Annotated in this window: 20 protein-coding genes; 15 read left to right on the top strand and 5 right to left on the bottom strand. The window is 42.5% G+C overall.

Features of this window, described 5'->3' with window-relative positions; genetic code table 11:
* Nucleotides 1-12 precede the first annotated feature (12 nt).
* Nucleotides 13-3,549 (top strand): amidohydrolase family protein, encoded by a 3,537-nt coding sequence (locus I5907_RS03170; RefSeq protein ID WP_196989277.1) that lies wholly within the window; start codon nucleotides 13-15, stop codon nucleotides 3,547-3,549.
* Nucleotides 3,550-3,794: 245 nt separating this feature from the next.
* Nucleotides 3,795-4,721: a ribosome small subunit-dependent GTPase A gene (gene rsgA, locus I5907_RS03165; RefSeq protein WP_196989276.1), complete on the top strand. Its 927-nt coding sequence runs from the start codon at nucleotides 3,795-3,797 to the stop codon at nucleotides 4,719-4,721.
* Here rsgA and I5907_RS03160 read toward each other — a convergent pair.
* The gene (locus I5907_RS03160; protein WP_196989275.1) at nucleotides 4,715-5,011 is read right to left on the bottom strand and encodes a hypothetical protein; all 297 of its coding nucleotides are present in this window, start codon (nucleotides 5,009-5,011) and stop codon (nucleotides 4,715-4,717) included. The two genes, rsgA and I5907_RS03160, sit on opposite strands and share 7 nt — an antisense overlap.
* A gap of 286 nt (nucleotides 5,012-5,297) precedes the next feature.
* Nucleotides 5,298-5,828 (bottom strand): gamma carbonic anhydrase family protein, encoded by a 531-nt coding sequence (locus I5907_RS03155; protein WP_196989274.1) that lies wholly within the window; start codon nucleotides 5,826-5,828, stop codon nucleotides 5,298-5,300.
* 246 nt (nucleotides 5,829-6,074) lie between these two features.
* Between I5907_RS03155 and I5907_RS03150 the strand changes: the two genes are divergently transcribed.
* The 4 genes from I5907_RS03150 (at nucleotide 6,075) to I5907_RS03135 (ending at nucleotide 10,161) form a co-directional block, all read left to right on the top strand.
* On the top strand, nucleotides 6,075-7,265 hold the full coding sequence (locus I5907_RS03150) for an aspartate aminotransferase family protein (protein WP_196989273.1): 1,191 nt from the start codon (nucleotides 6,075-6,077) through the stop codon (nucleotides 7,263-7,265).
* A 170-nt stretch (nucleotides 7,266-7,435) separates the two neighbouring features.
* On the top strand, nucleotides 7,436-8,815 hold the full coding sequence (locus tag I5907_RS03145; protein ID WP_196989272.1) for an aldehyde dehydrogenase: 1,380 nt from the start codon (nucleotides 7,436-7,438) through the stop codon (nucleotides 8,813-8,815).
* A 148-nt stretch (nucleotides 8,816-8,963) separates the two neighbouring features.
* Nucleotides 8,964-9,599 (top strand): glutathione peroxidase, encoded by a 636-nt coding sequence (locus tag I5907_RS03140; protein ID WP_231401949.1) that lies wholly within the window; start codon nucleotides 8,964-8,966, stop codon nucleotides 9,597-9,599.
* A gap of 40 nt (nucleotides 9,600-9,639) precedes the next feature.
* Nucleotides 9,640-10,161 (top strand): hypothetical protein, encoded by a 522-nt coding sequence (locus I5907_RS03135; RefSeq protein ID WP_196989271.1) that lies wholly within the window; start codon nucleotides 9,640-9,642, stop codon nucleotides 10,159-10,161.
* Between the two features lie 84 nt (nucleotides 10,162-10,245).
* On the opposite strand, the gene dusB is transcribed toward I5907_RS03135, so the two are convergent.
* Nucleotides 10,246-11,283 (bottom strand): tRNA dihydrouridine synthase DusB, encoded by a 1,038-nt coding sequence (gene dusB / locus I5907_RS03130; RefSeq protein ID WP_196989270.1) that lies wholly within the window; start codon nucleotides 11,281-11,283, stop codon nucleotides 10,246-10,248.
* A gap of 84 nt (nucleotides 11,284-11,367) precedes the next feature.
* Here dusB and I5907_RS03125 point away from each other — a divergent pair, with 84 nt between their 5' ends.
* The 5 genes from I5907_RS03125 to rpiB all read left to right on the top strand — a co-directional run bounded on the left by I5907_RS03125 (nucleotide 11,368) and on the right by rpiB (nucleotide 15,506).
* Complete coding sequence (locus I5907_RS03125; protein ID WP_196989269.1) at nucleotides 11,368-12,267, top strand: CPBP family intramembrane glutamic endopeptidase; 900 nt, start codon at nucleotides 11,368-11,370, stop codon at nucleotides 12,265-12,267.
* Nucleotides 12,268-12,276: 9 nt separating this feature from the next.
* The gene (locus I5907_RS03120; RefSeq protein WP_196989268.1) at nucleotides 12,277-12,483 is read left to right on the top strand and encodes a putative signal transducing protein; all 207 of its coding nucleotides are present in this window, start codon (nucleotides 12,277-12,279) and stop codon (nucleotides 12,481-12,483) included.
* 171 nt (nucleotides 12,484-12,654) lie between these two features.
* Nucleotides 12,655-13,917 carry a hemolysin family protein gene (locus I5907_RS03115; RefSeq protein ID WP_196989267.1) on the top strand — a complete coding sequence of 421 codons (1,263 nt, stop codon included), beginning with the start codon at nucleotides 12,655-12,657 and terminating at the stop codon, nucleotides 13,915-13,917.
* Between the two features lie 116 nt (nucleotides 13,918-14,033).
* A complete protein-coding gene (gene tatC, locus I5907_RS03110; protein ID WP_196989266.1) occupies nucleotides 14,034-14,891 on the top strand; it encodes a twin-arginine translocase subunit TatC in 858 nt (285 codons plus the stop codon).
* Nucleotides 14,892-15,050: 159 nt separating this feature from the next.
* A complete protein-coding gene (gene rpiB, locus I5907_RS03105; RefSeq protein ID WP_196989265.1) occupies nucleotides 15,051-15,506 on the top strand; it encodes a ribose 5-phosphate isomerase B in 456 nt (151 codons plus the stop codon).
* 72 nt (nucleotides 15,507-15,578) lie between these two features.
* Here the strand turns inward: rpiB and I5907_RS03100 are convergent, their stop codons facing one another.
* On the bottom strand, nucleotides 15,579-16,490 hold the full coding sequence (locus I5907_RS03100; RefSeq protein ID WP_196989264.1) for a TolB family protein: 912 nt from the start codon (nucleotides 16,488-16,490) through the stop codon (nucleotides 15,579-15,581).
* Between the two features lie 143 nt (nucleotides 16,491-16,633).
* Here I5907_RS03100 and I5907_RS03095 point away from each other — a divergent pair, with 143 nt between their 5' ends.
* Both I5907_RS03095 and I5907_RS03090 read left to right on the top strand, forming a co-directional pair.
* Entirely contained in the window at nucleotides 16,634-17,074 is a 441-nt protein-coding gene (locus I5907_RS03095) for a PepSY-like domain-containing protein (protein WP_196989263.1), read from the top strand.
* A gap of 89 nt (nucleotides 17,075-17,163) precedes the next feature.
* Entirely contained in the window at nucleotides 17,164-19,017 is a 1,854-nt protein-coding gene (locus tag I5907_RS03090) for a M1 family metallopeptidase (RefSeq protein WP_196989262.1), read from the top strand.
* Nucleotides 19,018-19,223: 206 nt separating this feature from the next.
* Here the strand turns inward: I5907_RS03090 and I5907_RS03085 are convergent, their stop codons facing one another.
* Nucleotides 19,224-19,529, bottom strand: a complete 306-nt coding sequence (locus tag I5907_RS03085) for a hypothetical protein (protein ID WP_196989261.1) — start codon at nucleotides 19,527-19,529, stop codon at nucleotides 19,224-19,226.
* Nucleotides 19,530-19,700: 171 nt separating this feature from the next.
* On the opposite strand from I5907_RS03085, the gene I5907_RS03080 reads away from it, so the two are divergent.
* Nucleotides 19,701-20,972, top strand: coding sequence for a hypothetical protein (locus I5907_RS03080; RefSeq protein WP_196989260.1), 1,272 nt, complete (start codon nucleotides 19,701-19,703; stop codon nucleotides 20,970-20,972).
* A gap of 173 nt (nucleotides 20,973-21,145) precedes the next feature.
* Nucleotides 21,146-22,408, top strand: coding sequence for a replication-associated recombination protein A (locus I5907_RS03075; RefSeq protein ID WP_196989259.1), 1,263 nt, complete (start codon nucleotides 21,146-21,148; stop codon nucleotides 22,406-22,408).
* The last annotated feature ends 530 nt before the right edge of the window (nucleotides 22,409-22,938 follow it).

Raw genomic sequence — 22,938 nt, 5'->3', positions numbered from 1 at the left:
AATACTACTGCAATGAGTAAAATCTTAACCAGCGCTGCTGCACTGGCGGCGTTTTTCCTGTTGTCAACGCAGGCAAATGCAGCATTCTATCCTAAAGAGCGAAGTGCTTCCCCGGCCGATTCTACTAAAAAAGATTCAGCAAAATATGCTGAATTTAAGAGCCTGCCGCTGAAGCCAGCGAGAAGGATAAACTTTAATACCACAGAAGGTTCATGGATGAGCCTGGATGTTAGTCCCGATGGGAAGACCGTTGTGTTTGACCTCATGGGCGACCTTTACACGATGCCTGTAGAAGGTGGCAAAGCAACAGCCATTACAAAAGGTCTTGCGTACGATGTGCATCCACGATACAGCCCCGATGGAAAAAAATTATTGTTTGTATCTGACCGCAGCGGTGCAGACAATGTGTGGTACATAGATATGGAGAAAAAAGATACCATGCAGGTTACCAGCGATCAGAACCAATACTTTCCCGATGCATGCTGGACACCGGATGGAGACTACATCGTGTTCAGCAAAGGGCGGCGCAACATGAAACTGTACATGGTACACCGCAGGGGTGGTAGTGGTATACAGTTGCTTGATGGCCCGGCCAGCCTTAAAGCAATTGATCCTGCTATCAGTGCAGATGGACGATATATCTATTTCTCGGCAAGAAACAGCGCATGGCGCTATAATGCTATTCTGCCACAGTATGAAATAGGTATGTACGATCGTGAGAAAGGCAACACTACCTACGTTACGTCTCGGTATGGATCTGGTTTCACACCCGTACTTTCCAAAGATGGCAAATGGATGGTGTACGGTTCAAGGTTTGAAGACAAAACAGGGCTGGTGATACGAGACCTGAAAAGTGGCGACGAAAAATGGCTGGCTTATCCTGTACAGCGCGATGAACAGGAGTCTATTGCCCCGTTGGGTGTATTGCCTGCTATGTGTTTTACGCCAGACAGCAAAGCATTGATTGCATCTTATGGAGGCAGGTTTTACAGGATACCTATCGATGGCAGTAAAATAACCGAAATACCTTTCAGTGCAGATGTAAACCTGGAACTTGGCCCAAAGCTGGCTTTTAAATATGGTGTTTCAGATACGGCATACCAGCAATCCACGCAAATAAGAGATGCGGTTCCTTCACCCGATGGTAAGCGTTTGGCTTTTACTATTTTGAACAGGCTGTATGTAATGGATTATCCTTCCGGTATACCAAAACGGGTAACAAACAACGACTTTACCGAGGCGCATCCCGCATGGAGCCCCGATGGTAACGCCATTGTTTTTTGTACCTGGAGCGCCGATGGTGGTAACATTTACAAATCGGTACTCGGTACAAAGGGAAATACCTTGGTAAAGCTGAGTACCGAACCAGGCCTTTATCAATACTTGAATTACACACCCAAAGGTGATAAGATTGTTTTCCTGCGAAGTAAAGCCAGGGCTTATAAAGATTCTTACGGGCCGGGTTATGATGGTAGCGAAGATGAACTTTGCTGGATCTCACCGGCTGGTGGGGCAATTACTAAAATTGACAATGCTGCCGGAAGGTATAACCCGCATTTTGTAAAAGGCGATGACAGCCGTATATACCTTAATAACAATAACGGCGATGTAATCTCCGTAAACTGGGAAGGTGTGGACGAAAAGAAAATTGCACACATTACCGGTATTACTTCTTTTGGTTCAATACCTACTATCAATGGCAAGCCAGATGCTTCCAAAATGGGTTGCATCATGTTTGAAGACGACGCCAATGAAAGGGAGATGAACCCACCCGCTGCGGCATCGTGGATCACCATGTCGCCCACGGGTGGAAGGGCACTGGCGCAGATCAACAATAATATTTATGTAGTTACCATACCTAAAACCGGTAAGACGGAAGAAATATCAGTGGCCAGCGCAGAAGATGCAGAGTTTCCTGCACGCAAGCTTACTGATGTTGGCGGAGAATTTCCTTTCTGGCAGGGCGATGGCAAAACGGTGCATTGGAGCCTGGGCAGCACACATTTTACATACGACGTAGAAAAAGCGCAAAATTTTGAAGACAGCCTCAAAGAAGCAAAAAAGGAAGAGGAAAAAAGAAAGACCGATTCTATTGCCAAACTAAATGCTGACTCAACACTAAAGAAAGCAGCAGACTCTTTAAAAAAAATACAGGATTCTGTAAAAGCGAAAGACACAACAGTTAAGAAAGACACAAAGAAAGAAGAACCGGAATACAAGCCACAGGAAGTAGATGTAAAATTTTATTTTAAGAAAGATATTCCGCAAGGCACAGTGTTATTAAAACATGCACGCATCATTACCATGAAAGGCGATGAGGTAATTGAAAACGGCGATGTACTGGTGGAGAACAACCGCATTAAGGCAGTTGGTAAATCAGGGTCGGTCACGGCACCTGAAGGCACTAAAGAAATGGATATGAGCGGCAAAACAATTGTGCCCGGCTTTGTAGATCCTCACGCACATATGTGGCCCAACTGGGGTATTCACAAAAACCAGGTATGGATCTATGCCGCCAATCTTGCTTATGGTGTAACAACTACCAGAGACCCGCAAACTGCCACTACAGATGTGCTTACTTACAGCGATATGGTTGATGCAGGCATGATGATCGGGCCACGCGTTTACTCCACAGGTCCGGGTGTAGGTTTCTGGTTTTACAATGTAAAAGATTCAACCCAGGCAGAAGATATTTTGCGCCAGTACAGCAAATACTTCCATACCAAATACATCAAAATGTATCTCACCGGCAACCGCAGGCAACGGCAGTGGATCATTAATGCCGCCCGTAACCAGGAGTTGATGCCCACCACCGAAGGCGGTCTCGATTTTAAACTCAATATGACCAACCTGCTCGATGGTTATCCTGGTCACGAGCACGCCCTGCCTATCTATCCTTTATACAGCGATGTGTGGAAGTCTATTGCACAGGCAGGCATGATTGTTACGCCCACACTGCTTGTTTCTTACGGCGGGCCATGGGCAGAGAATTATTTCTGGGCAAGAGAACTGCCTTACAACGATCCCAAAGTGCAGCACTTCTTTGCTTACGAAGAACTGGCAAGTAAAACAAGAAGACTTGGGGGCACGTTTCCCTACGCAAATGCTGCATGGGCAATGGATGAAGAGCAGATATTCCCCAAGCACGCAAAGAACATGAAAGGACTTGTTGAGACCGGCGGTATGGTTGGTGTAGGCAGCCATGGAGAATTCCAGGGTCTCGGTTACCATTGGGAGCTTTGGGCACTGCAAAGCGGCGGCATGAGAACGATAGATGCATTGAAGTGCGCAACCATTCTTGGTGCACAGGGGCTTGGCTTAGATAAAGACCTTGGCAGTATAGAGCCCGGCAAACTTGCAGATATGGTGATTCTCGATAAAAACCCGCTCGAAAACATCCGCAATACAAACAGTATAAAAATGGTAATGAAAAACGGCAGGTTGTACGATGGAAATACCTGCGATGAAGTGTACCCGCAGCAGCGCAAACTCGATATGAGCGAGTGGAAATTTGAAAAACCGTCGTTCAATACCAATATTAAAGATTAAACTTTGCTACTCTATATAACCGCCGGTAATCACCGGCGGTTTTTTTATGTGCAAAGCTGCAATACTACTATTAAGCTTTGGTTGTGTCACTCACTTGTACGGCAACAAATAAGTCGGCATTTGCTAAGCCGCTCCTTTTTGCATTATTTTATCCTGGTGCTTGGGCAATACCCCGCTGGCAGAACATTATGGAAAGAAACCACACCATTTATGTACAACCTTAAACGCAACGTATCTTCGTTGTAATGAAAGCGTTGGTTTATAAGTCTACCGGTAGCTGGTACGTGGTAAAGAATGATGCCGGTAAAGTAATGAATGCCCGTATAAAAGGTGTATTTAAAATTGATGGCATTACCTCCACCAATCCCATCGCAGTGGGCGACCAGGTAGAGGTAGAAATGGAAAATGAAGTAGAACAAACTGTTACAATCACGCAAATCTACCCACGTGCCAATTATATTGCACGGGCTACACCACATCAAAACAGGGAACGCCACATTGTAGCTTCTAATCTCGACCAGCTGCTGCTTTTTGCAACGTTAAAAGAACCGCGTACCTCGCAAGGGTTTATCGACAGGTTTCTGGTTGCTGCAGAAGCGTACCATGTGCCGCCGGTAATTGTGTTTAATAAAGCAGACCTGTATAAGAAAAAAGAATTACAGGTTTTTGAAGAACGCAAAGCAATATACGAGGCCATCAACTACAAAGTACTCCTTACTAGCATCGCCAATAATACTGGTATAGATGCGTTGAAAGAAACACTTAAAGACAAAACAACGCTGTTAAGCGGCCATAGTGGGGTTGGTAAATCTACTTTTATCAATGCTATTTTTCCAGACCTGGCATTGCGCACAAAAGAAGTAAGTGGCTGGAGTGGTAAAGGCATGCATACCACCACCTTTGCAGAAATGTTTGATCTGCCATTTGGTGGTAAAATCATTGATACACCCGGTATAAGAGAATTTGGTATTACGGATATAGACAAACAGGAACTTTCACACTATTACCCTGAGATGCGGGAAATGCTAAAGAATTGCCAGTTCAACAACTGTATACACATCAACGAACCAGGCTGTGCGGTAAAAGAGGCTGTAGAGGAAGAAAAAATTGCAATCGAACGCTACATCAGTTATTGTAACATTCTCGATTCAATGGAAGACAAGCATTACTGATGCGCGGCCTTACCTTTAAGTTTGCCGGCAAGCTCCATAACCATCTTGGCATCTTTATCCGTGCTGTTTTGCGGCGTAAGTGTAACGCCGGAATAAATACTATAGTTAAGGCTTAACGGGTAGCCACGGTACTTAAAGTTCCATTCAATGTTATCTACCTCATCATGTTTCGAGGTAAAACGCACTTTTCTTATGCGGCTTAGCTCGTTTGTAAGCACATAAAATTGTTGCAGCGTTGCACTGTCGTCAATAATGGTACTGAAAGTGGTGTTGTAATCATTTGGTTTCATAGTTATTCTGTTTGTATATCTTATAATTGTATTACAATTCAACAACGAATTAAGTTCGTTACACTAACAGCTCTTTTATAAAAGAAGTTTGCTGATGGTTAGGGTTCGCAGTAGATATCTCAGGCAGGCAATTAAGAATATTAGCAACGACCCCGGCTTCTCATAATGGCAAATTTCGTGCAAAAAAATAAGGATAACTTCCTTTGAATATTAATATAAAGTAAAAACAAGCAGTTAGTTATGGCTCTTTGGAAATTATCCTTACCAATATTAGACAACGTATTTTTTATTTCGCTGCATTAAAATCAGAAAACCAGGAAGAATATTTTACATAATTATTCGCTATCCGGTCAATTTCTCCATGAATAAGGTCTCTGGAGATGTCTTTTACCTTTTTGGCAGGCACCCCGGCATAAATACTGCCTTCTTCCACAATCGTGCCTTCCAGCACTACTGCTCCGGCGGCAATAATTGAGTTGCTGTGAATTTCACAACGGTCCATTACTATGGCGCCCATTCCAATCAGCACATTGTCGTACACATTACAGCCATGTACAATTGCATTATGGCCTATCGATACATTGTTGCCAATATTCGTCGGGTTCTTCTCATAGGTGCAGTGAATAACAGCCCCATCCTGAACATTGACCTTATTGCCCATTTTTATGTAGTGTACATCACCCCTTATTACAGCGTTAAACCATACACTGCAATCGTCTCCCATTATTACATCACCACAAATAACAGCATTGGGCGCTACAAAGCAGTTGCTGCCAAATTGTGGGTTTTTGCCAAGCACAGGTAATATAATAGCCATACGTAAATCTTTTTTGTAATTTTTTTATGTCCCCGGCTGCAGAACAGGTATGATGCTTTTGTTGCGTCGCACACTTGTACACTAACACTTTATGCAGCTGCACCGGGTGTATCTGCGTGTGTTTACGTTGCGGCACCAGCTTTTAAGGCCAGGTGTCTTATAGCAGGCCCGCCGTTCATTGCGAATTTAACCTGATCGGCGAACTTCAGCTAACTTCGTTGCTGATTTTTCCCAACAATCATTTAAATGAATTATCGTCAGTTATTCCTGCAACATGTTGCCCAAACCTCTCCCGGGCCAATAGCATTGGAAATGGTAAAGGCCTCGGGCATTTACCAGTATGATGTAAATGGAAAAGAATATGTTGATCTTATTGCAGGGTTTAGTGTTGCCAATATCGGGCATTCAAACCAGCGCGTGGTAGAAGCCGTGCAAAAGCAGGCTGCCGAATTTATGCACCTGATTGTATACGGCGAATTTATTGAAGCGCCACAGGTAGCTTATGCAAAAATGCTCACTGATTACCTGCCGCCGGCGCTTAACAGCGTTTACTTTACCAACAGCGGCGCAGAAGCCACAGAAGGCGCCATGAAACTTGCCAAGCGAGCTACCGGGCGGTCAAAGATTATTGCATTCAACAAAAGTTATCATGGCAGCACGCAGGGTGCACTAAGCCTTATGGGCGATGAATATTTTAAAAATGCCTTCCGGCCGCTGCTGCCCGATGTGTACCATTTTGATTATGGCAGCAGCGCGGCCATTCATGCCATCGACAACCATACAGCTTGCATAATATTGGAAACTGTACAGGCAGAAAGTGGAATAACAAAATCTCCGCCGGGTTGGTTACAGCTTATCAGGCAGCGATGTATTGAGACCGGTACTTTATTGATACTTGATGAAATACAGGCCGGCTTTGGCAGAACGGGTTCTTTGTGGGCCTTTGAGCAATATGGCGTAGTGCCCGACATACTTTTGTTGGGCAAAGCGCTTGGTGGCGGTATGCCATTGGGTGCGTTTATAGCCGGCCGGCAGCTTATGCAGTTGTTAACCCATGATCCCGTACTGGGCCACATTACCACATTTGGTGGTCACCCGGTATCTTGTGCAGCCGGTAAAGCGGCGTTGGAAGTACTGCTGGACAATAAAATGTGCGAAGATGTTTTACAAAAAGAAGCTATACTGAAGCAGCACCTGGTACACACTGACATTATAAATGTAACTACCGCGGGTTTATGGGCGGCAGTGGAATTTGACAGTTTTGAAACCAATAGAAAAGTTATTCACCAATGTATTGCAAGAGGGCTGATTACCGACTGGTTTTTGTTTGCACCAAACAGGTTGCGCATTGCCCCACCGCTACTTATTACAGAAAAACAATTGGTTGAAGCCTGTAACAAGATCATTGAAGCGATCGATGAGGTGTGCAGCGCATAAACCATGCTTTGACAGGTGCTATTGCCGGTAAAAACCTGCCAAAGCTTTATAACGTTGTTGCACCCGGAGCAGCTGAATAAAGTGATACAGTACAAGAGTGCGACGCAACGGAAGCTTAATACATAACTTACAGCCTGGCTCATAATATTTACTCCTTACATTTCTGCGGTATGATCAATGCTTTAGAGGACAAACTCGAAACAATGCGCAGCTTTTACAACAGCGGCGCCACCAAAACATTTGCGTTCAGGAAACAGCAGTTGCTGCAACTGAAAAATATCGTTTTGCAGCACGAAGATGCGTTGTACGAAGCACTGTATACAGATCTTAAGAAAAGCAGGGAAGAAACCTGGGTTACAGAAACAGGTTTTTTTATAACCGAGCTAAATGATGCTATACGTAATCTTTCCCGGTGGATGAAGCCTGAAAAGGTATCTACCAACCTGCTCAATATGCCGTCTTCGAGTTATGTCATGAACGAACCGCTTGGTGTTGTATTAATCATCGGGCCGTGGAATTACCCGTTTCAGCTCTTGTTTACCCCGTTAATTGGCGCTATAGCAGCAGGCAATTGTGTGGTGCTGAAACCAAGCGAATTTGCGCCTGCCACCGCAAGGGTAATGAAAGATATTGTGGCCAGAGCATTTGATGAAAAATATGTGTTGTATGTAGAAGGAGACGGGGCGGCTGTTGTTCCGGCAATGATGAACAGTTTCGTGTTTGATCACGTATTTTATACCGGTAGCACAACGGTTGGTAAAATTATTTATGGCATGGCGGCTAAAAACCTGGTGCCCGTAACATTGGAGCTGGGTGGCAAAAGCCCCTGTATTGTAGAGGCAGACGCCAATATACAGGTAGCTGCCAAAAGAATAGCCATGACAAAGTTTTCCAATTGCGGGCAGATGTGTGTGGCGCCGGATTACATTTTGGTACATGCATCCGTAAAAGCACAACTTACTGCAGCATTGCAGCAGGCCATTGAACAATTTTATACAGGCAATGCTGCCGCTGCCGCGGGTTATGGAAAGATCATCAACGAAAAACAATTTGACCGGCTAACCGGTTATCTCGCAAACGAAAAAATCATTTACGGTGGCAGTTTTGACCGCGCTGGTCTTTTTATAGCACCAACCTTGCTGGATGAGCCTGCTTTAACGGCACCCGTAATGCAGGAGGAGATTTTTGGTCCCATTTTGCCAATAATTGCTTTTACATCCAAAGCAGCGGCGTTGAATATTGTGGCACAACACAAAAACCCACTGGCTTTTTATGTGTTTACAGAAAGTGATCAAACAGCGCAGGAGTGGGTTTCCGGGGTTGCATTTGGCGGTGGCTGTATCAACAATGCAAGCCTGCATTTAACCAATTATAACCTGCCTTTTGGCGGAAGAGGTTTTAGTGGTACAGGCCACTACCATGGCAGGTTTTCATTCAATACCTTCAGTCATAAAAAGGCCGTTATGAAAACACCCACATGGTTCGACCCGGCTATAAAATATCCGCCGTTCCAGGGAAAGCTGAAGTTGCTGAAGTGGATAATCCGGTAAAGGCAATGATGTACCCGGCAGTTGTATTGCATGGCATCGTTCCTTGCGTCGCACTCTTGTACTATATAACTTTTGGCAGCAACGCCGGCACAACTTTCGTTTGTTACACACAACCGGCCTGGTATTTTCTTTACAACAAAACAGTATAATGAAAAAGCTTGTTGTAGTTGTTGGTATAATTGCTGTTGTTTTAGTAACCGTTAAAAAAGAAGATATGACTTTCAGGCAATCGCTGATGCGGGTATTTTACCCGGTATTAATGAAATTAGGTAAACCAAAAAAAGTAAATAATAATACAACCGTTATGCAACCTGCCATTTCATTTTATTCCCTGAGTGCAAAAAACAATAAAGGAGAAGCAATGAGTTTTGAACAGTTCCGTGGTAAAAAAGTTTTACTGGTAAATACGGCAAGTGACTGCGGCTATACGCCACAATATGCAGACCTTGAAAAGCTGTACACGCAATACAAAGACAAGCTTGTAATACTGGGTTTTCCCGCAAATGATTTTGGTGAGCAGGAAAAGGGCAGTAATGAAGAAATAGCCAGTTTTTGCCAGGTTAATTATGGTGTTACTTTCCCTTTAATGGCAAAAAGCACGGTTATTAAAAAGCCCGGGCAAAACGATGTTTTCAAGTGGCTTTCAGACAAAACGAAGAATGGCTGGAACGACCAGGAGCCCACATGGAACTTTTGTAAATACCTGGTAAATGAAGATGGTGAGCTGGTAAATTTTTACAGCAGTGCCGTAGCACCGGTTGAGCTGGCAGATGTAATTGAATAGTTTACATGTAAAGATTTATCTTTATAAAAACTGCCGGGGCATGTTTACCAAAACCGATATTGAAAAATATTTTATTGCAGAAAAGCAGGAAAGCCTTTTATTCATCTTACTTGGTATAGCCGCTATCAGCATAGCTTTGGTTGGCTTGCTTTACTGGAAAACACCGTTCTGGAAAGGTGCTGCAATACCGTTGATTTTGATTGCGCTTATACAGGTGATTGTAGGTTATACTGTTTTTGCAAGAAGTGATAAACAGCGGACAGATATGGTGTATGCCTTTGAAACAGATCCATTAAAAGTGCAACAACAGGAATTGCCCCGGATGGAAGAAGTAAACAAAAATTTCGTTACCTACCGGTGGACAGAAATCATTCTGCTGGTGGCAGGTGTTGTATTGGCACTTGTTTATAGAAGCAACCCTGAAAAGCAGTTAATAACGGGCATTGGCGTGGCGCTTGCTATAGAGGCAGCCATAATGCTCGGGGCAGATTTTATTGCTGAGAAAAGGGCACACGACTATACAAATGGCATAAAAACCTTCCTGCAGAAAATGAAGATGTGAGTGCAATGCCCACACATGAACAGAATGTACAAGTGAGTGACACAACGGAAGCTCAATAGTAGCAATGCAGCCGGCAGCACATATTTACAAAGGGCATTTTTCGTGGTAGTTGATCAGTTCTATCGGTGTTTTCTCAAACTCGAAGCCTTCGTATTTACCGGCTATTTCTGCCAGTACCTCATCAATTTCTTCTACTGTTTTAAGAATAACAAGCCTGTTGCGGTATTCTTTTATACCAGGCATACCTTTCAGGTAATTGGCGTAATGGCGGCGCATTTCGTTAATGCCGACGATAGGGCCTTTCCATTGTACAGATTTATGGAGATGTTTACTGATGACCTGTATGCGCTGTTGCAATGATGGTGCGGGTAAATGGCTGCCGGTAGCCATGTAATGCTTTATCTCATTAAATATCCAGGGGTAGCCAATAGCGGCACGGCCAATCATGATACCATCTACACCGTAACGGTTTTTGTATGCCAGTGCTTTCTCGGGGCTATCTATATCACCATTGCCAAAAATGGGTATTTTGATGCGGGGGTTTTCTTTTACTTTGGCAATCAGCGTCCAATCTGCTTCGCCTTTATACATCTGGGTTCTTGTGCGGCCATGAATTGCCAGTGCCTGTATGCCAACATCCTGCAAGCGCTCTGCCACCTCTTCTATATTTCTGGAATGATCATCCCACCCCAAACGAGTTTTCACCGTAACGGGAAGTAAGGTACTTTTTACCACGGCTTCTGTAAGCCTTGTCATTAATGGCAGGTCTTTCAGCACGCCTGCCCCGGCACCTTTACTTACTACTTTTTTTACGGGGCAACCAAAATTAATATCGACAAGATCTGGCTGAACTGTTTCCACGATCCTTGCGCTAAGGGCCATGGCTTCTTCATCGCCGCCAAAAATCTGTATGCCGATGGGTTTTTCGTAATCGAAAATGTCGAGCTTATGGCGGCTTTTTATAGCATCGCGAATAAGACCTTCACTGCTGATAAATTCAGTGTACATAAGGTCTGCACCATTGTCTTTACACACCGCACGAAAAGGCGGATCGCTTACATCTTCCATCGGCGCCAGCAGTAGTGGAAATGTTGGAAGCTCAATATTGCCAATTTTAACCATTCAAATAAATTTCAATAAGAGTGCAGCTAAAACCTGCTACTCTCAAAAATGAGTTGCAAATTTACAGCCTTATAAACAAATGGTATGCTCAGTAATCAAAAGTTGAATTCTATTGGCCAGTTTGCCTTATTGATTGGTTTTGTTGGTGTGGGCATGGTACTGCTTTCTTTGATAATGGGGTTACTGGCAAGGTATGCACTGAATATACCACTGGAGGATTTATCTACAGCGATGTTTGAACCCAGGAACATAGATTTTATAAGGGTGCTGCAGATCTTTTCTTCCTTTCTTATGTGGGGTGTACCTGCACTGGCGGTGGCTGCCATCAGCGGTCCCAAACCTGTAGAACAACTTGGCTACAATGAGACCATGAGTGGCAAGCAGGTTTTCCTGGTAGTGCTGATGATCGTAGCAGGTATAGCGCTTGGCGGCGCTTTGGGAGAATTGAACAGGATGATACCATTAACTGAAGAACTTAACCAAAAATTCAAAGTTTGGGAAGAAAATTACAGCAAGCAGGTAATGAGTATTGCCAACATGAAAAATGTAAACGACTACCTCTTTACACTGCTGATACTCGCAATAACACCGGCTTTATTTGAAGAAATGTTTTTCCGCGGTTGTATGCAACAAATACTGGTAAAAGGAACAGGAAGTGCTTTTGCCGGTATACTTATTACCAGCATTATTTTTAGTGCAGTACACTTGTCTTTTTTTGGCTTTTTACCACGGCTGTTCCTTGGTTTTTTACTGGGCTATATTTTTCATTACAGCAAAAATTTATGGCTGCCGGTAATAGCGCATTTTCTGAACAATGCATTTGGTGTAACGGTCTTGTACAGCCTCAGCCGTTCCGGCAAACTTACCCCTGATGCCATGGATGATACCTACCCTTATTATTACGGCGTGATTGCTGCTATGGCGATTATAGTCATTTTTATTGCATTTAAAAAGGAAAGTACACAGTTACTGAAGCAGCAATAATACATTCCTATGAAGGGTTGGTTTAAATTATACAGCACACGCAATTATGCAGAGGCCAGTATCATCAAGGGGATGCTGGAAGAAAACAGCATAGAGGTATTTGTGCTTAACAGGATGGACAGCAGTTACCTGAGCTTTGGTGAGATTGAATTGTATGTGCCGGTACATTTTAAAGAGGTTGCACAGCAGTTGCTGAATAAGTCTTTAATGAACTGATTTTATAGTTGAGATTTGCTACGAGCTAATATAGTATGCGCTGCCGGGCAATGCTATGCAGTACAAGAGTGCGACGCAACGAAAGCTTCATGCATGTACTGTAGCCTGGCTCATAAAAAACCTTCTGCTTTCATATTTTGACGGCAACCGCATTTAATTTATTTTCGAAGTATGTCTACCGCATCTATTTTATTGATCTTTATAGTGCTGGCACTGATTTTCGTGGCAATTTTTTCGGGTATTGAGATCGCTTTTATCAGTGCAAACAGGCTGGGTATTGAGCTAAAGAAAAAACAGGGAAGATCAGGTGGTGTAATTATGTCTCGTCTGATGGAGCAGCAATCGAAATTTTTGGGAGGCAACCTGGTAGGTTACAATCTGTTCCTCATTATTTACGGGCTATTGGTAAGCGAACTGATCCGGAACGTGCTGCTGATACCCCTGCATACCAATAACCCATACCTTAAGCTGGGCGTAGATATTATTATTGTATGGATCGTTACCATCTTCTTCGCAAAACTTTATCCAAGGGCTATTTTTAAAGCAAAGAGTGACACATATCTTACCGCTTTTGCAGGTTTCAGCGATTTTTTTCATAGTTTTTTTGCACCGGTTTCCGCACTTTTTGTAAGCTTGTCTGAGAGTATTCTCAAATATCTTTTCAATGTGCGGGTTAGAAAATCAGAAGATACTTTTTCAATGGTAGACCTGGACCATTTTTTACAGGAAACCAGTGAGCAGAATGACAACAATACAGAACTAAACAGGGAATTGCTGCAAAACGCTTTGTCGTTGCCTGCGGTAAGAATACGCCAATGCCTGGTGCCCCGCACAGAAATTGAAGCCGTTGAGCTGAATACAGACATCGCCACCCTGCGGAAAAAATTTGAAGACACAAAGTTGAGCAAGATCATTGTTTACGACGGCAATATTGACAATATCTCAGGCTATGTGCACCAGTTAGATCTGTTCAAAAAACCAACAAACATTTCCGCAGTGGTATTGCCTATACCGGTTGTACCTGAAAGTATGAACGCTACAGACCTTATTAACAAACTCTCGAGGGAGCGTAAAAGCATTGCCTGGGTAATAGATGAATTTGGTGGTACTGCCGGCATCATAACCATGGAAGATGTGCTGGAAGAGATCTTTGGAGATATTAAAGATGAGTATGATATAGAAGAGTTTGTAGAAAAACAGATTGCGGAACATGAATATATCTTTTCAGGCAGGCTCGAGCTCGATTACCTCAATGAAAAGTACCACCTCGATTTTCCGAGAAGCGAATATGAAACGTTATCTGGCTACATCATCAACGAACATGAAAAAATTCCCAAACCTAAAGAGCGCATTATTATAGATAAGTATGAATTTGATGTGCTGAATGTAAGCGATACACGTATCGAAATGGTAAAAATGAAAGTGCTCAGGTAATATCTGGAAATATGCGCTCGTTTTATTTTCACATTTTTCACAATTACATATTTCTTCCTAAGCGCAGTATCAACCCATCACACTACCTTTGCCACCTTTAAACAAGCAACGTATATATGGCAAGTGGTTTTTTTGAACGCAGGAGCAAAGGCAGGGCAGAAATGTCGTTTATTGATCACCTCGAAGAATTACGCTGGCATATAATACGTAGTATTCTTGCCATTCTCATACTGGCGGTTGTCATCTTTCTCAATATTCAGTGGGTGTTCGATAATGTTATTGCCGGCCCCGTAAACCCAGATTTTGTAAGCTATAGTGCCTTGTGCAACTTCAGCCATTTTCTTCGCCTGGGAGATGCGCTGTGTTTAAAGCCAATCGATGTTTCTATGCAAACAACCACGTTTGGCGGGCAGTTTTTCAGCAGCTTCAGCATAGCCTTTATCGGTGGTTTCATTGGAGCATTTCCCTATATATTCTGGGAGTTCTGGCGTTTTGTAAAGCCTGCCCTTAAACCAAAAGAATTAAAAAATACAAGGTTCATTATATTCTTCGTATCGTTCTTTTTCTTCCTTGGTGCGGCTTTCGGTTATTTTATTCTCGGTCCGTTTACGTTTAATTTCTTAACCAACTTCCAGATAAGTGCTGCCAATCTTGTACAGGTAAAACCAACCATCAACGATTATCTTGATAACCTTACAAACCTCATTCTTGGTTGCGGTATCGCTTTCGAATTACCGGTGCTTGCATTCGCCCTTACCAAAATCGGTCTTATTACGCCCAATTTTTTAAGACGTTCCAGGAAATATGCGGTGGTAATTATACTGGTTGTTTCAGCCGTAATTACGCCAAGCCCGGACTGGATAAGCCAGGCCATTGTGTTTATTCCTTTGTACACATTGTACGAGTTCGGTGTTATCGTTTCTTCAAGGGCATATAAAGCAGAGCAAAAGAAAGAATTGGAAGAGTGGAGTTAGGTAGCCGGCGGTAGTATTTTATGGCATCGCCTGTTGTGTCACTCACTTGTACTGCATATCATGTGGCAACAACGATGCTGCTGTTCATGCAGGTTATAATGCAGCGTAGAAATACAACACTATATAATTTTCAATAGTTCATTTTTTTAAACAACACTCATGTCTGCCGTATTTGATTTAAATAAACCCATAGCTATCGGCTGCGATCATGCGGGTTACGAATACAAGGAAGCAATCAGCAAATGGTTGCAGGAAAAAGGTTACACCGTCAAGGATTTTGGAACCTCTTCACCAACTTCTGTAGATTACCCTGATTTTGCACATCCGACAGCTTCTTTTGTTGAAAGTGGCGATGCTGCATTTGGCATCTTAATCTGCGGCTCAGCCAATGGAGTAGCTATGACGGCAAATAAACATCAACAAATACGTGCCGGTATTTGCTGGCAAAATGAAGTAGCAAAATTGATCAGGCTGCACAATGATGCGAATATCATTTGTATTCCTGCACGGTTTGTAGCTTTACCACTAGCAGCAGATATGATCGAAACTTTTATGCATACCGCCTTCGAAGGTGGGCGTCATGGGCGCAGGGTTGAAAAGATGGCTTGCAGCTAGACACATAATCTATATAAATAGAAAAAGCGTGGTTGTATAGCCACGCTTTTTTTATTGCATAATATTATTAAACTAAAAATCTTTTACAAAATCAGGAACCAGGCTAGGGTAAGATTCATACGTTTCAGAATATGTCATACGGGTTAACGTTTTAATATTTTCAACTTTCGTTATAAATATCTCCCGGTTATTGTTTTCGTTATCAGAAACAAATACAAGTGCAGAATTATTAATGTCACGTAACTGATCAATTCTTACGCCGGGTATCGTCCATCCTGCAGAAAAATCAGTGTGTTGTTTAAAATCTTTGCCATCATAATCAGAAGAACAAATTTCTGAGGAAAGTTTTCCCCCTGCAAACATGTGATGTAGAAAATAAAGCCTGTCACCGGTAGCAGCTATGCTGGAAAATTCTGCATCCTGCGGCGCCGTGATTAACTTCAATGCTTCTCCGCCATTTGAATTGATTTTGAAAATTGAACAACCGCCTGCGCCACGCGCAGTAAAAAACAGGTAAGCCCCGTCATTACTAAATTCAGGTTCGCCCAATTCATCAAATGTTGTATAGATTACCTTTTGATTTCCCATTGTATCCAGCACAATTAGTTGATAACCTGCAGCTGACTTATCAACAACAGATATCAGCCGCGCATCAAGAGATAAACTGGGGTACATAGGTGCAGTAAGATCTGCAAGAAACTTCGATACACCATTTAGCCTTGCATAACCAACTGTTTTGCCGGACTTTATATAAACCAATCTTTGGTTGGCCACATATGGCATTGTTGCATTGGCTACTAATAAAGAAGAATCGCCGGTTTTGAGGCTTTTGGAAAAAATGCCTTTGTTAGATCCGGCATTGTTTACCTGGTAAATAATTAAGCTGTCGTACACTACACGCGGAACCGGTGGTTCAATAGTAACGTCTTTCTGGCATGAACAAAAGCCAAGAATGACGGCAGTTAGCAGAAGAATTTTTGTCATAAGTATAGATTTGAGAACTATATATTAGAAAATAGTGCCAATAAACTTTTCTTGTTAGTACGCAGTTAAACAATTGGCTGACTGCTTATATAAGTGCATCTTTATACGACTTTTGTAACCAGTTGGTTTTATAATAAGTTGATATGAGAGTTTATTTGCTGTTATCACTAGTCCTTGTTGCTACAACTGCTGTTGATGCACAATTCCGCAAGATTCCCGCCGATGTTACAGATGCGTTCAAGGCCCGCTACCCGCATGCAGAAAGGGTTTCATGGAAAGATCAGCTTAATGCTTTCGAAGCACAGTTTACGTTGAACGAGCACGAAATGAGCGCTCATTTCAATAGTGACGGGGAATGGTTAAGAAGTGAACGTAGGCTGAAATTTGAAGACCTGCCACAGGCAATAAAGGATGGCTTTTCTAAAAGTAAATATACTGATTGGGAAAAAGTGACGGTTTATGAAATAGCGCGTAACCTCGAATCTCTGCAGTACCGTATTCTTGTAAAAAAAAGTGGTGTTCAAAAAAAGTATCTTTTTTTTGACATCAACGGAAGGTTGAATAAAGAGAGCTACACACTATAAATCACCTCTTTATCTTTATTGCCCTGCTTATGTAAAATGACATTTGCAGGGTATATTTTTTTATATCTTCATTTCTATAAATTGGCAGCATGAGTAAATACGTTTTTATTGTTGTATGTTTTTTTATGTGTATGCAGTTAGCAGCTCAGCCAGACCGGTGGCAGCAGAAGATCAAATACCAGATCTCAGTTGATATGAATGTTGAGAACAATCGTTTCAAAGGCAAAGAAAAGATCGACTACTGGAACAATTCTCCAGATACACTTACACGAATCTTTTTCCATTTGTACTGGAACGCTTTTCAGCCTGGCAGTATGATGGATGTACGCAGCCGTGAATTAGGTAAAACCTTACTGGGAACTAATAAAAAGGGAGATCCCGTTTATGATTGGGATGACCGTGTAAGAGACCGCATCAGTAAACTGCAGCCAGACGAAATCGGCTATCAAAACATACAATCAATAACTATTAACGGGCTGGCCCAAAAACTGGTATTACACGAAACAATTCTTGAGGTAGATCTTACAAAGCCGGTACTGCCACATAGTAAAATAACGATGGACGTCGCCTTCGAAGCCCAGGTTCCATTACAAATCCGCAGAAGTGGAAGAGATAATAAGGAAGGTATTCGTTACAGCATGAGTCAATGGTATCCAAAAGTTGTAGAGTACGATTACCAGGGTTGGAACGCAAATCAATATATAGCCAGGGAGTTCTACGGTGTATGGGGAGACTACGATGTAAGTATTACGATCGATAAAAATTACCTCGTTGCTGCCAGCGGAACAATTCAAAACCCCAATGAGGTGGGTTTTGGTTACCAGGCAGACAATGTTAAGCTGAAAGCCTCGGCCGGTAAAACAATTACCTGGAACTTCAGTGCACAAAACGTACACGACTTTGTCTGGGCCGCAGATCCAAACTATGTAATGCAAAAGAGACAGATTAAAAACGGGCCACTGATATACGTAATATATAAGCAGGTGGATTCTCTGGAAAGCAAATGGACTGCCGTAGCAGATACAGCGGTTGCAGCTTACCCTTTCATCGCTAATACTTTTGGTGCATACCCATATAAAAACTATTCTTTCATCCAGGGTGGAGACGGTGGTATGGAATACCCCATGGCCACACTTATTAAAAATGCAAGTGTAGGCACAGCTATTCACGAATGGATGCATAGCTGGTACCAGGGTATGATGGGCACAAATGAAAGTTTATTCGCGTGGATGGATGAAGGCTTTACAACTTATGCGGAGCTTCGTGTAAGTGCGTGGTTAAAAAAGGATACCGCTTTTGCTTACAAAGAAGCTTATAACTCCTATTTCCGCCTGGTGAAAAGTGGCAGGGAAGAGCCTATGACCACGCATGCAGATCACTTTAATACCAATGCAGCCTATTCAACAGAATCGTATGCTAAAGGTGCTATCTTTTTGGCGCAGCTCGGTTATATTGTCGGCAACCAGGTGTTAGACAAAATCCTGCTGGATTACTACAATGAATGGCGCTTCAAACATCCCAATGCAAATGATTTTATACGTGTGGCAGAAAAGGCAAGCGGTATGGAGCTGGACTGGTATAAAGAATATTGGGTATATACCACTAAGAATATCGATTATGCTTTGGGCGATATCTCAGATAGTAGCGGTAAGGCGGCCATTACTATCAAAAGAATTGGCCTTATGCCCATGCCTATAGATATATTGGTAACTTACAAAGATGGTACAAAGGAAATGCACTACATACCGCTTGGTTTAACGCTCGGCAATAAACCTGCTGAAGATAATACTACCCGAATCATCCATACAGAATGGCAGTGGGTAAGTCCTGAATATAGTTTCGCAACATCACGGCCTGTAGGCGATATTAAAGAAATTGAAATAGATCCTAGTATGCGCATGGCAGATATAAGCAGAACAAACAATAAAATAGTGGTACCGTAAATTATTTATGGGCCAGGCTGCAGAACACCTGTTGAGCTTCCGTTGCGTCGCACTCTTGTACTGTAGAAGCAATATGCAGCAGGCGCGTAGATTTAAGCGTAGATCAGCTATATAAACATAGCCACATACATGCTAAAAGCAAACCACCTTTATACAAGGTGGTTTTTTTGTGTACATCGTAAATACACCAGCGCCCGAAACCGCCATTAGGCTTTTGGATATACATTAAGGAAAGTACCGTCTGCATAATAATTAGCTTCCCATTGCTGAGAACCTATATAAAAAGTTGCGCTGTAAACAGGCAGGCCGTAATACACCGGAACATATTCCCATTCTACCTGTGTAGCTGTAGGGTACATCATTTTAAAATTCCTTTTTACCGGTTTAGGAACCTGGCTCGCCGGAATGCTGTTACTGTTACCACCAGACTTTGCATAAACCTGCTGGCTTGTTACACCAACAAGCGTTACTGACGCTGCAATAAGAAATACTGCAAGAAAGACTTTTTTCATTTTTTAGATTTTTGGTTTGTTATAAAGGTTTGCCTTACGTTATCAAAGATCTTGGTAGATAGTATAAGACAACTAATAGTCTACATATGCGTAAAAAATGTAACCTGTGTGCAGAGGATTTTATAAAATAATTTAAAAAGCTGCATACACGTTATTCGTAGCTTAGCCTTTATGAAGACATTTTTTTGTTTTGCACTATTCATTTTAGTTGCTTGTTATACCAAGGCACAACAGGCAGCAGGCAATGTGCTGTTTTCACCTGTAACAACTAAAAAGGCAAAGGAGGAAAGATTAAAATATCTCGTTGATACAACCATCAGGCAATACTTGCGGGAGCCGCTTTCAGAAGATAATGAAGGTCTTTGGAACGATGCTTTGTGGTCGCTGGAATTACTGCAGTACAAAGACGCGTTTACAAAAGCTAAATTGCACGAGGCATGGAGCAAAGCTTTTTTATTGAGCGAATATTTTCAAAAGAATTTACTTGAAACAACCTATTCTTTATACAAATCAGAATTCAAAACGCCTGTATACCGGTTGATGCAGCAAACGAAATCTTTGCCCGTTTTCCTGCGCTGCGCAGAATATGTACTTAGGGCTGATTCTGCAATAGCCACCACAAAGATCCGTACACTTATAAAAACCAAATTCCCGTCAGAAGACCATATTGGTTTAAATATCCTGGAAGACAGGCTTTCCCAAAAGCACGAGGAATTACCACCGTTATTAGATCTTTTTAGCCGCAATTTTCTAAAAGGCGAGACTGTTATTTACAGCCTGCAAAGAAGCAACAGGGATTATCCCGGCATTGTGGTTATACGAAAGCCTGATGGTAGTTTTGCTAAAGATTCTGCCGGTAATATTTTTCATACAACGCAACTGGCAAGGGCCATTACCGCCTACCCGTTTTACATTACCAACGGAAATACACCACAGGGAATCTTAAGATGGACAGGTTTTGGAAGATCGCGGCTGTTATATATTGGCCCCACAACAAACCTGCAGATGGTAATGCCCTTCGAATCGAAGCCTGCCGTATTTTTTGCTGACAGTACAATGCCCGACATGCAATGGCAAAAGGAAATGTATACGTCTATGTTGCCGGATACCTGGAAAGATTACAGCGGCATATACGAAAGCTTCTACGCAGGCGCAATGGGCCGGTACGATGTTATTATGCATGGTACTACTATAGATCCTGCTTTTTATAAAAACCAGACTTACTTTCCGCAAACGCCATCACTTGGTTGTTTATGCAGTTATGAGGCGTGGGATGAAAATGGCAACCGCATAAGCAGCAACCAGCAGCAGATAGCAGATGCTTTGCAGGCAACCGCCTCCGGCAGTGGATACGTGGTTGTGATCAATCTAGACAATAAGCAGGCCCCTGTAAACATCAACGAAATTAGTAACGTTATTGGCATGGCACAAAATGTGGAATGACCGTGTGCAGTCAATTCATTGGCGTTAGAAGTAACTGCAAATTTTTTTTAATCTTTGCTTCGGTCTTCGCATTGCTGAATAGTGACCTGAAAGTACAAGTGAGTGACACAACGAAAGCTCAATAGCAGTAATGCAGCCGGAAACAAAATAAACGGTTCTAAACAAGTAACATAATGGCAAATACACCACTGGCAGAGCGTATGCGTCCGCAAACTTTGGATGAACTGGCCGGGCAGGAGCACCTGGTAAGCCATGGAAGCATTTTGCGTACGGCAATAGAAAGCGGCAATATTCCTTCTATGATTTTTTGGGGTCCGCCGGGCGTAGGTAAAACGACCATTGCCAATATTATAGCCAATACCTTGCATGTGCCCTTTTACCAGCTTAGTGCTATCAGCAGTGGTGTTAAAGAGGTAAGGGAAGTGATAGAACAGGCAAAGCAGCAGGCAAAGGCCATCCTTTTTATAGACGAAATACACCGGTTCAATAAATCGCAGCAGGACGCATTGCTAGGCGCTGTTGAAAAGGGTATCATTACACTGATTGGCGCAACAACTGAAAATCCTTCATTCGAAGTTAATTCAGCGTTATTAAGCCGTAGCCAGGTATATGTTTTAAAAGCATTGGGTGAGAATGACCTGGTAAAACTGCTAAAGCATGCTTTACAAAAAGATGAAATATTACAGCATTATCGTGCAGAGTTAAAAGAAACTGCTGCGCTGATCAACATATCCGGAGGTGATGCAAGAAAATTGCTGAACCTGCTCGAACTGGTAGTAACGGCAAACAACAAAAAGGAACTTGTAATTACAGATGAATATGTAATGGAAGTGGCACAAAAACGTATTGCCATTTACGACAAGCAGGGCGAGCAACATTATGATATTATTTCAGCGTTTATAAAAAGTATACGGGGAAGCGATCCTAATGCGGCAGTGTACTGGCTTGCGAGAATGATTGATGCCGGTGAAGATGTAAAGTTTATTGCCCGCCGGTTACTTATACTGGCCAGTGAAGATATTGGTAACGCAAACCCGAATGCGTTACTGCTTGCTAACGCCACTTTTGATGCAGTTAACAAGATCGGCTTTCCGGAGTCTTCACTTATACTTTCGCAATGCACTATTTACCTGGCTTCAAGCGCCAAGAGTAATGCTGCAACAACCGCAATTGGCGCGGCAATGAATGCTGTGGCGCAGCATGGAGATTTGCCGGTGCCACTGCATTTGCGTAATGCACCTACAAAGCTTATGAAAGATCTGGGTTACAAGAAGGGCTATCAATACAGTCACGACTACGATAACAATTTTTCGGCGCAGGAATATTTGCCTGAAAAAATTTCTGGTAGCGCTTTTTTTGAACCCGGTAAAAATGCAAGGGAAGAAGAATTAAGAAAATTTCTTAAAACCCGCTGGAAGGATAAGTATAATTATTAAGCCGGCTGCAGTATTACTATTAAGCTTTCGTTGTGTCACTCACTTGTACGTTCATATCATTATTCAGCAATGCGAAGACAATAAAATAGCCGGTGAAAACCTGATTAGCCGTGCTCCTGCGGGGTACTCTTTGTTGCATGCATTACAATTCAATGCGGTACGTTGTACGCGTTACGAATAAACAAAATAAGGAAAGGTTGCCCTAAAGGGCAACCTCCATTGATCATAAGGCTGACGATGCCATGAAGATCAAACACCTCATTTGTTTGTTAACCTATTACTATTAAAATGTTTCGCTGGCTTTCTTGAATACTAGTTGTCTTGAAGAGCCGCTTTTTGTTTTCCGCTGGATACAGACTACGGAAGGGTGGTTTTTCAATAATCAGTTTTCAGTCATTGTTTCTCATCCGGTTAACTTTCTTTCGTTTGATGATGCAAAAGTAATATCCAGATTACCGGCTTGCAGGTCGTATTCGCCATCTTATGCTATAAAAACGCCGAATGCCAGAAAAATACCGTTGAGCCCACCA

The sequence above is a fragment of the Panacibacter microcysteis genome (assembly GCF_015831355.1).
Taxonomy (GTDB): Bacteria; Bacteroidota; Bacteroidia; order Chitinophagales; family Chitinophagaceae; genus Panacibacter; species Panacibacter microcysteis.
Note: the sequence above shows the minus strand (reverse complement) of the source record. Positions and strands in the feature narration are given on the sequence as shown.

Excerpts from the sequence above, each read along its gene's own strand:
- I5907_RS03170 (WP_196989277.1), top strand. The coding sequence starts at position 13 with ATGAGTAAAATCTTAACCAGCGCTGCTGCACTGGCGGCGTTTTTCCTG.
- rsgA (WP_196989276.1), top strand. The coding sequence starts at position 3,795 with ATGAAAGCGTTGGTTTATAAGTCTACCGGTAGCTGGTACGTGGTAAAG.
- I5907_RS03160 (WP_196989275.1), bottom strand. The coding sequence starts at position 5,011 with ATGAAACCAAATGATTACAACACCACTTTCAGTACCATTATTGACGAC.
- I5907_RS03155 (WP_196989274.1), bottom strand. The coding sequence starts at position 5,828 with ATGGCTATTATATTACCTGTGCTTGGCAAAAACCCACAATTTGGCAGC.
- I5907_RS03150 (WP_196989273.1), top strand. The coding sequence starts at position 6,075 with ATGAATTATCGTCAGTTATTCCTGCAACATGTTGCCCAAACCTCTCCC.
- I5907_RS03145 (WP_196989272.1), top strand. The coding sequence starts at position 7,436 with ATGATCAATGCTTTAGAGGACAAACTCGAAACAATGCGCAGCTTTTAC.
- I5907_RS03140 (WP_231401949.1), top strand. The coding sequence starts at position 8,964 with ATGAAAAAGCTTGTTGTAGTTGTTGGTATAATTGCTGTTGTTTTAGTA.
- I5907_RS03135 (WP_196989271.1), top strand. The coding sequence starts at position 9,640 with ATGTTTACCAAAACCGATATTGAAAAATATTTTATTGCAGAAAAGCAG.
- dusB (WP_196989270.1), bottom strand. The coding sequence starts at position 11,283 with ATGGTTAAAATTGGCAATATTGAGCTTCCAACATTTCCACTACTGCTG.
- I5907_RS03125 (WP_196989269.1), top strand. The coding sequence starts at position 11,368 with ATGCTCAGTAATCAAAAGTTGAATTCTATTGGCCAGTTTGCCTTATTG.
- I5907_RS03120 (WP_196989268.1), top strand. The coding sequence starts at position 12,277 with ATGAAGGGTTGGTTTAAATTATACAGCACACGCAATTATGCAGAGGCC.
- I5907_RS03115 (WP_196989267.1), top strand. The coding sequence starts at position 12,655 with ATGTCTACCGCATCTATTTTATTGATCTTTATAGTGCTGGCACTGATT.
- tatC (WP_196989266.1), top strand. The coding sequence starts at position 14,034 with ATGGCAAGTGGTTTTTTTGAACGCAGGAGCAAAGGCAGGGCAGAAATG.
- rpiB (WP_196989265.1), top strand. The coding sequence starts at position 15,051 with ATGTCTGCCGTATTTGATTTAAATAAACCCATAGCTATCGGCTGCGAT.
- I5907_RS03100 (WP_196989264.1), bottom strand. The coding sequence starts at position 16,490 with ATGACAAAAATTCTTCTGCTAACTGCCGTCATTCTTGGCTTTTGTTCA.
- I5907_RS03095 (WP_196989263.1), top strand. The coding sequence starts at position 16,634 with ATGAGAGTTTATTTGCTGTTATCACTAGTCCTTGTTGCTACAACTGCT.
- I5907_RS03090 (WP_196989262.1), top strand. The coding sequence starts at position 17,164 with ATGAGTAAATACGTTTTTATTGTTGTATGTTTTTTTATGTGTATGCAG.
- I5907_RS03085 (WP_196989261.1), bottom strand. The coding sequence starts at position 19,529 with ATGAAAAAAGTCTTTCTTGCAGTATTTCTTATTGCAGCGTCAGTAACG.
- I5907_RS03080 (WP_196989260.1), top strand. The coding sequence starts at position 19,701 with ATGAAGACATTTTTTTGTTTTGCACTATTCATTTTAGTTGCTTGTTAT.
- I5907_RS03075 (WP_196989259.1), top strand. The coding sequence starts at position 21,146 with ATGGCAAATACACCACTGGCAGAGCGTATGCGTCCGCAAACTTTGGAT.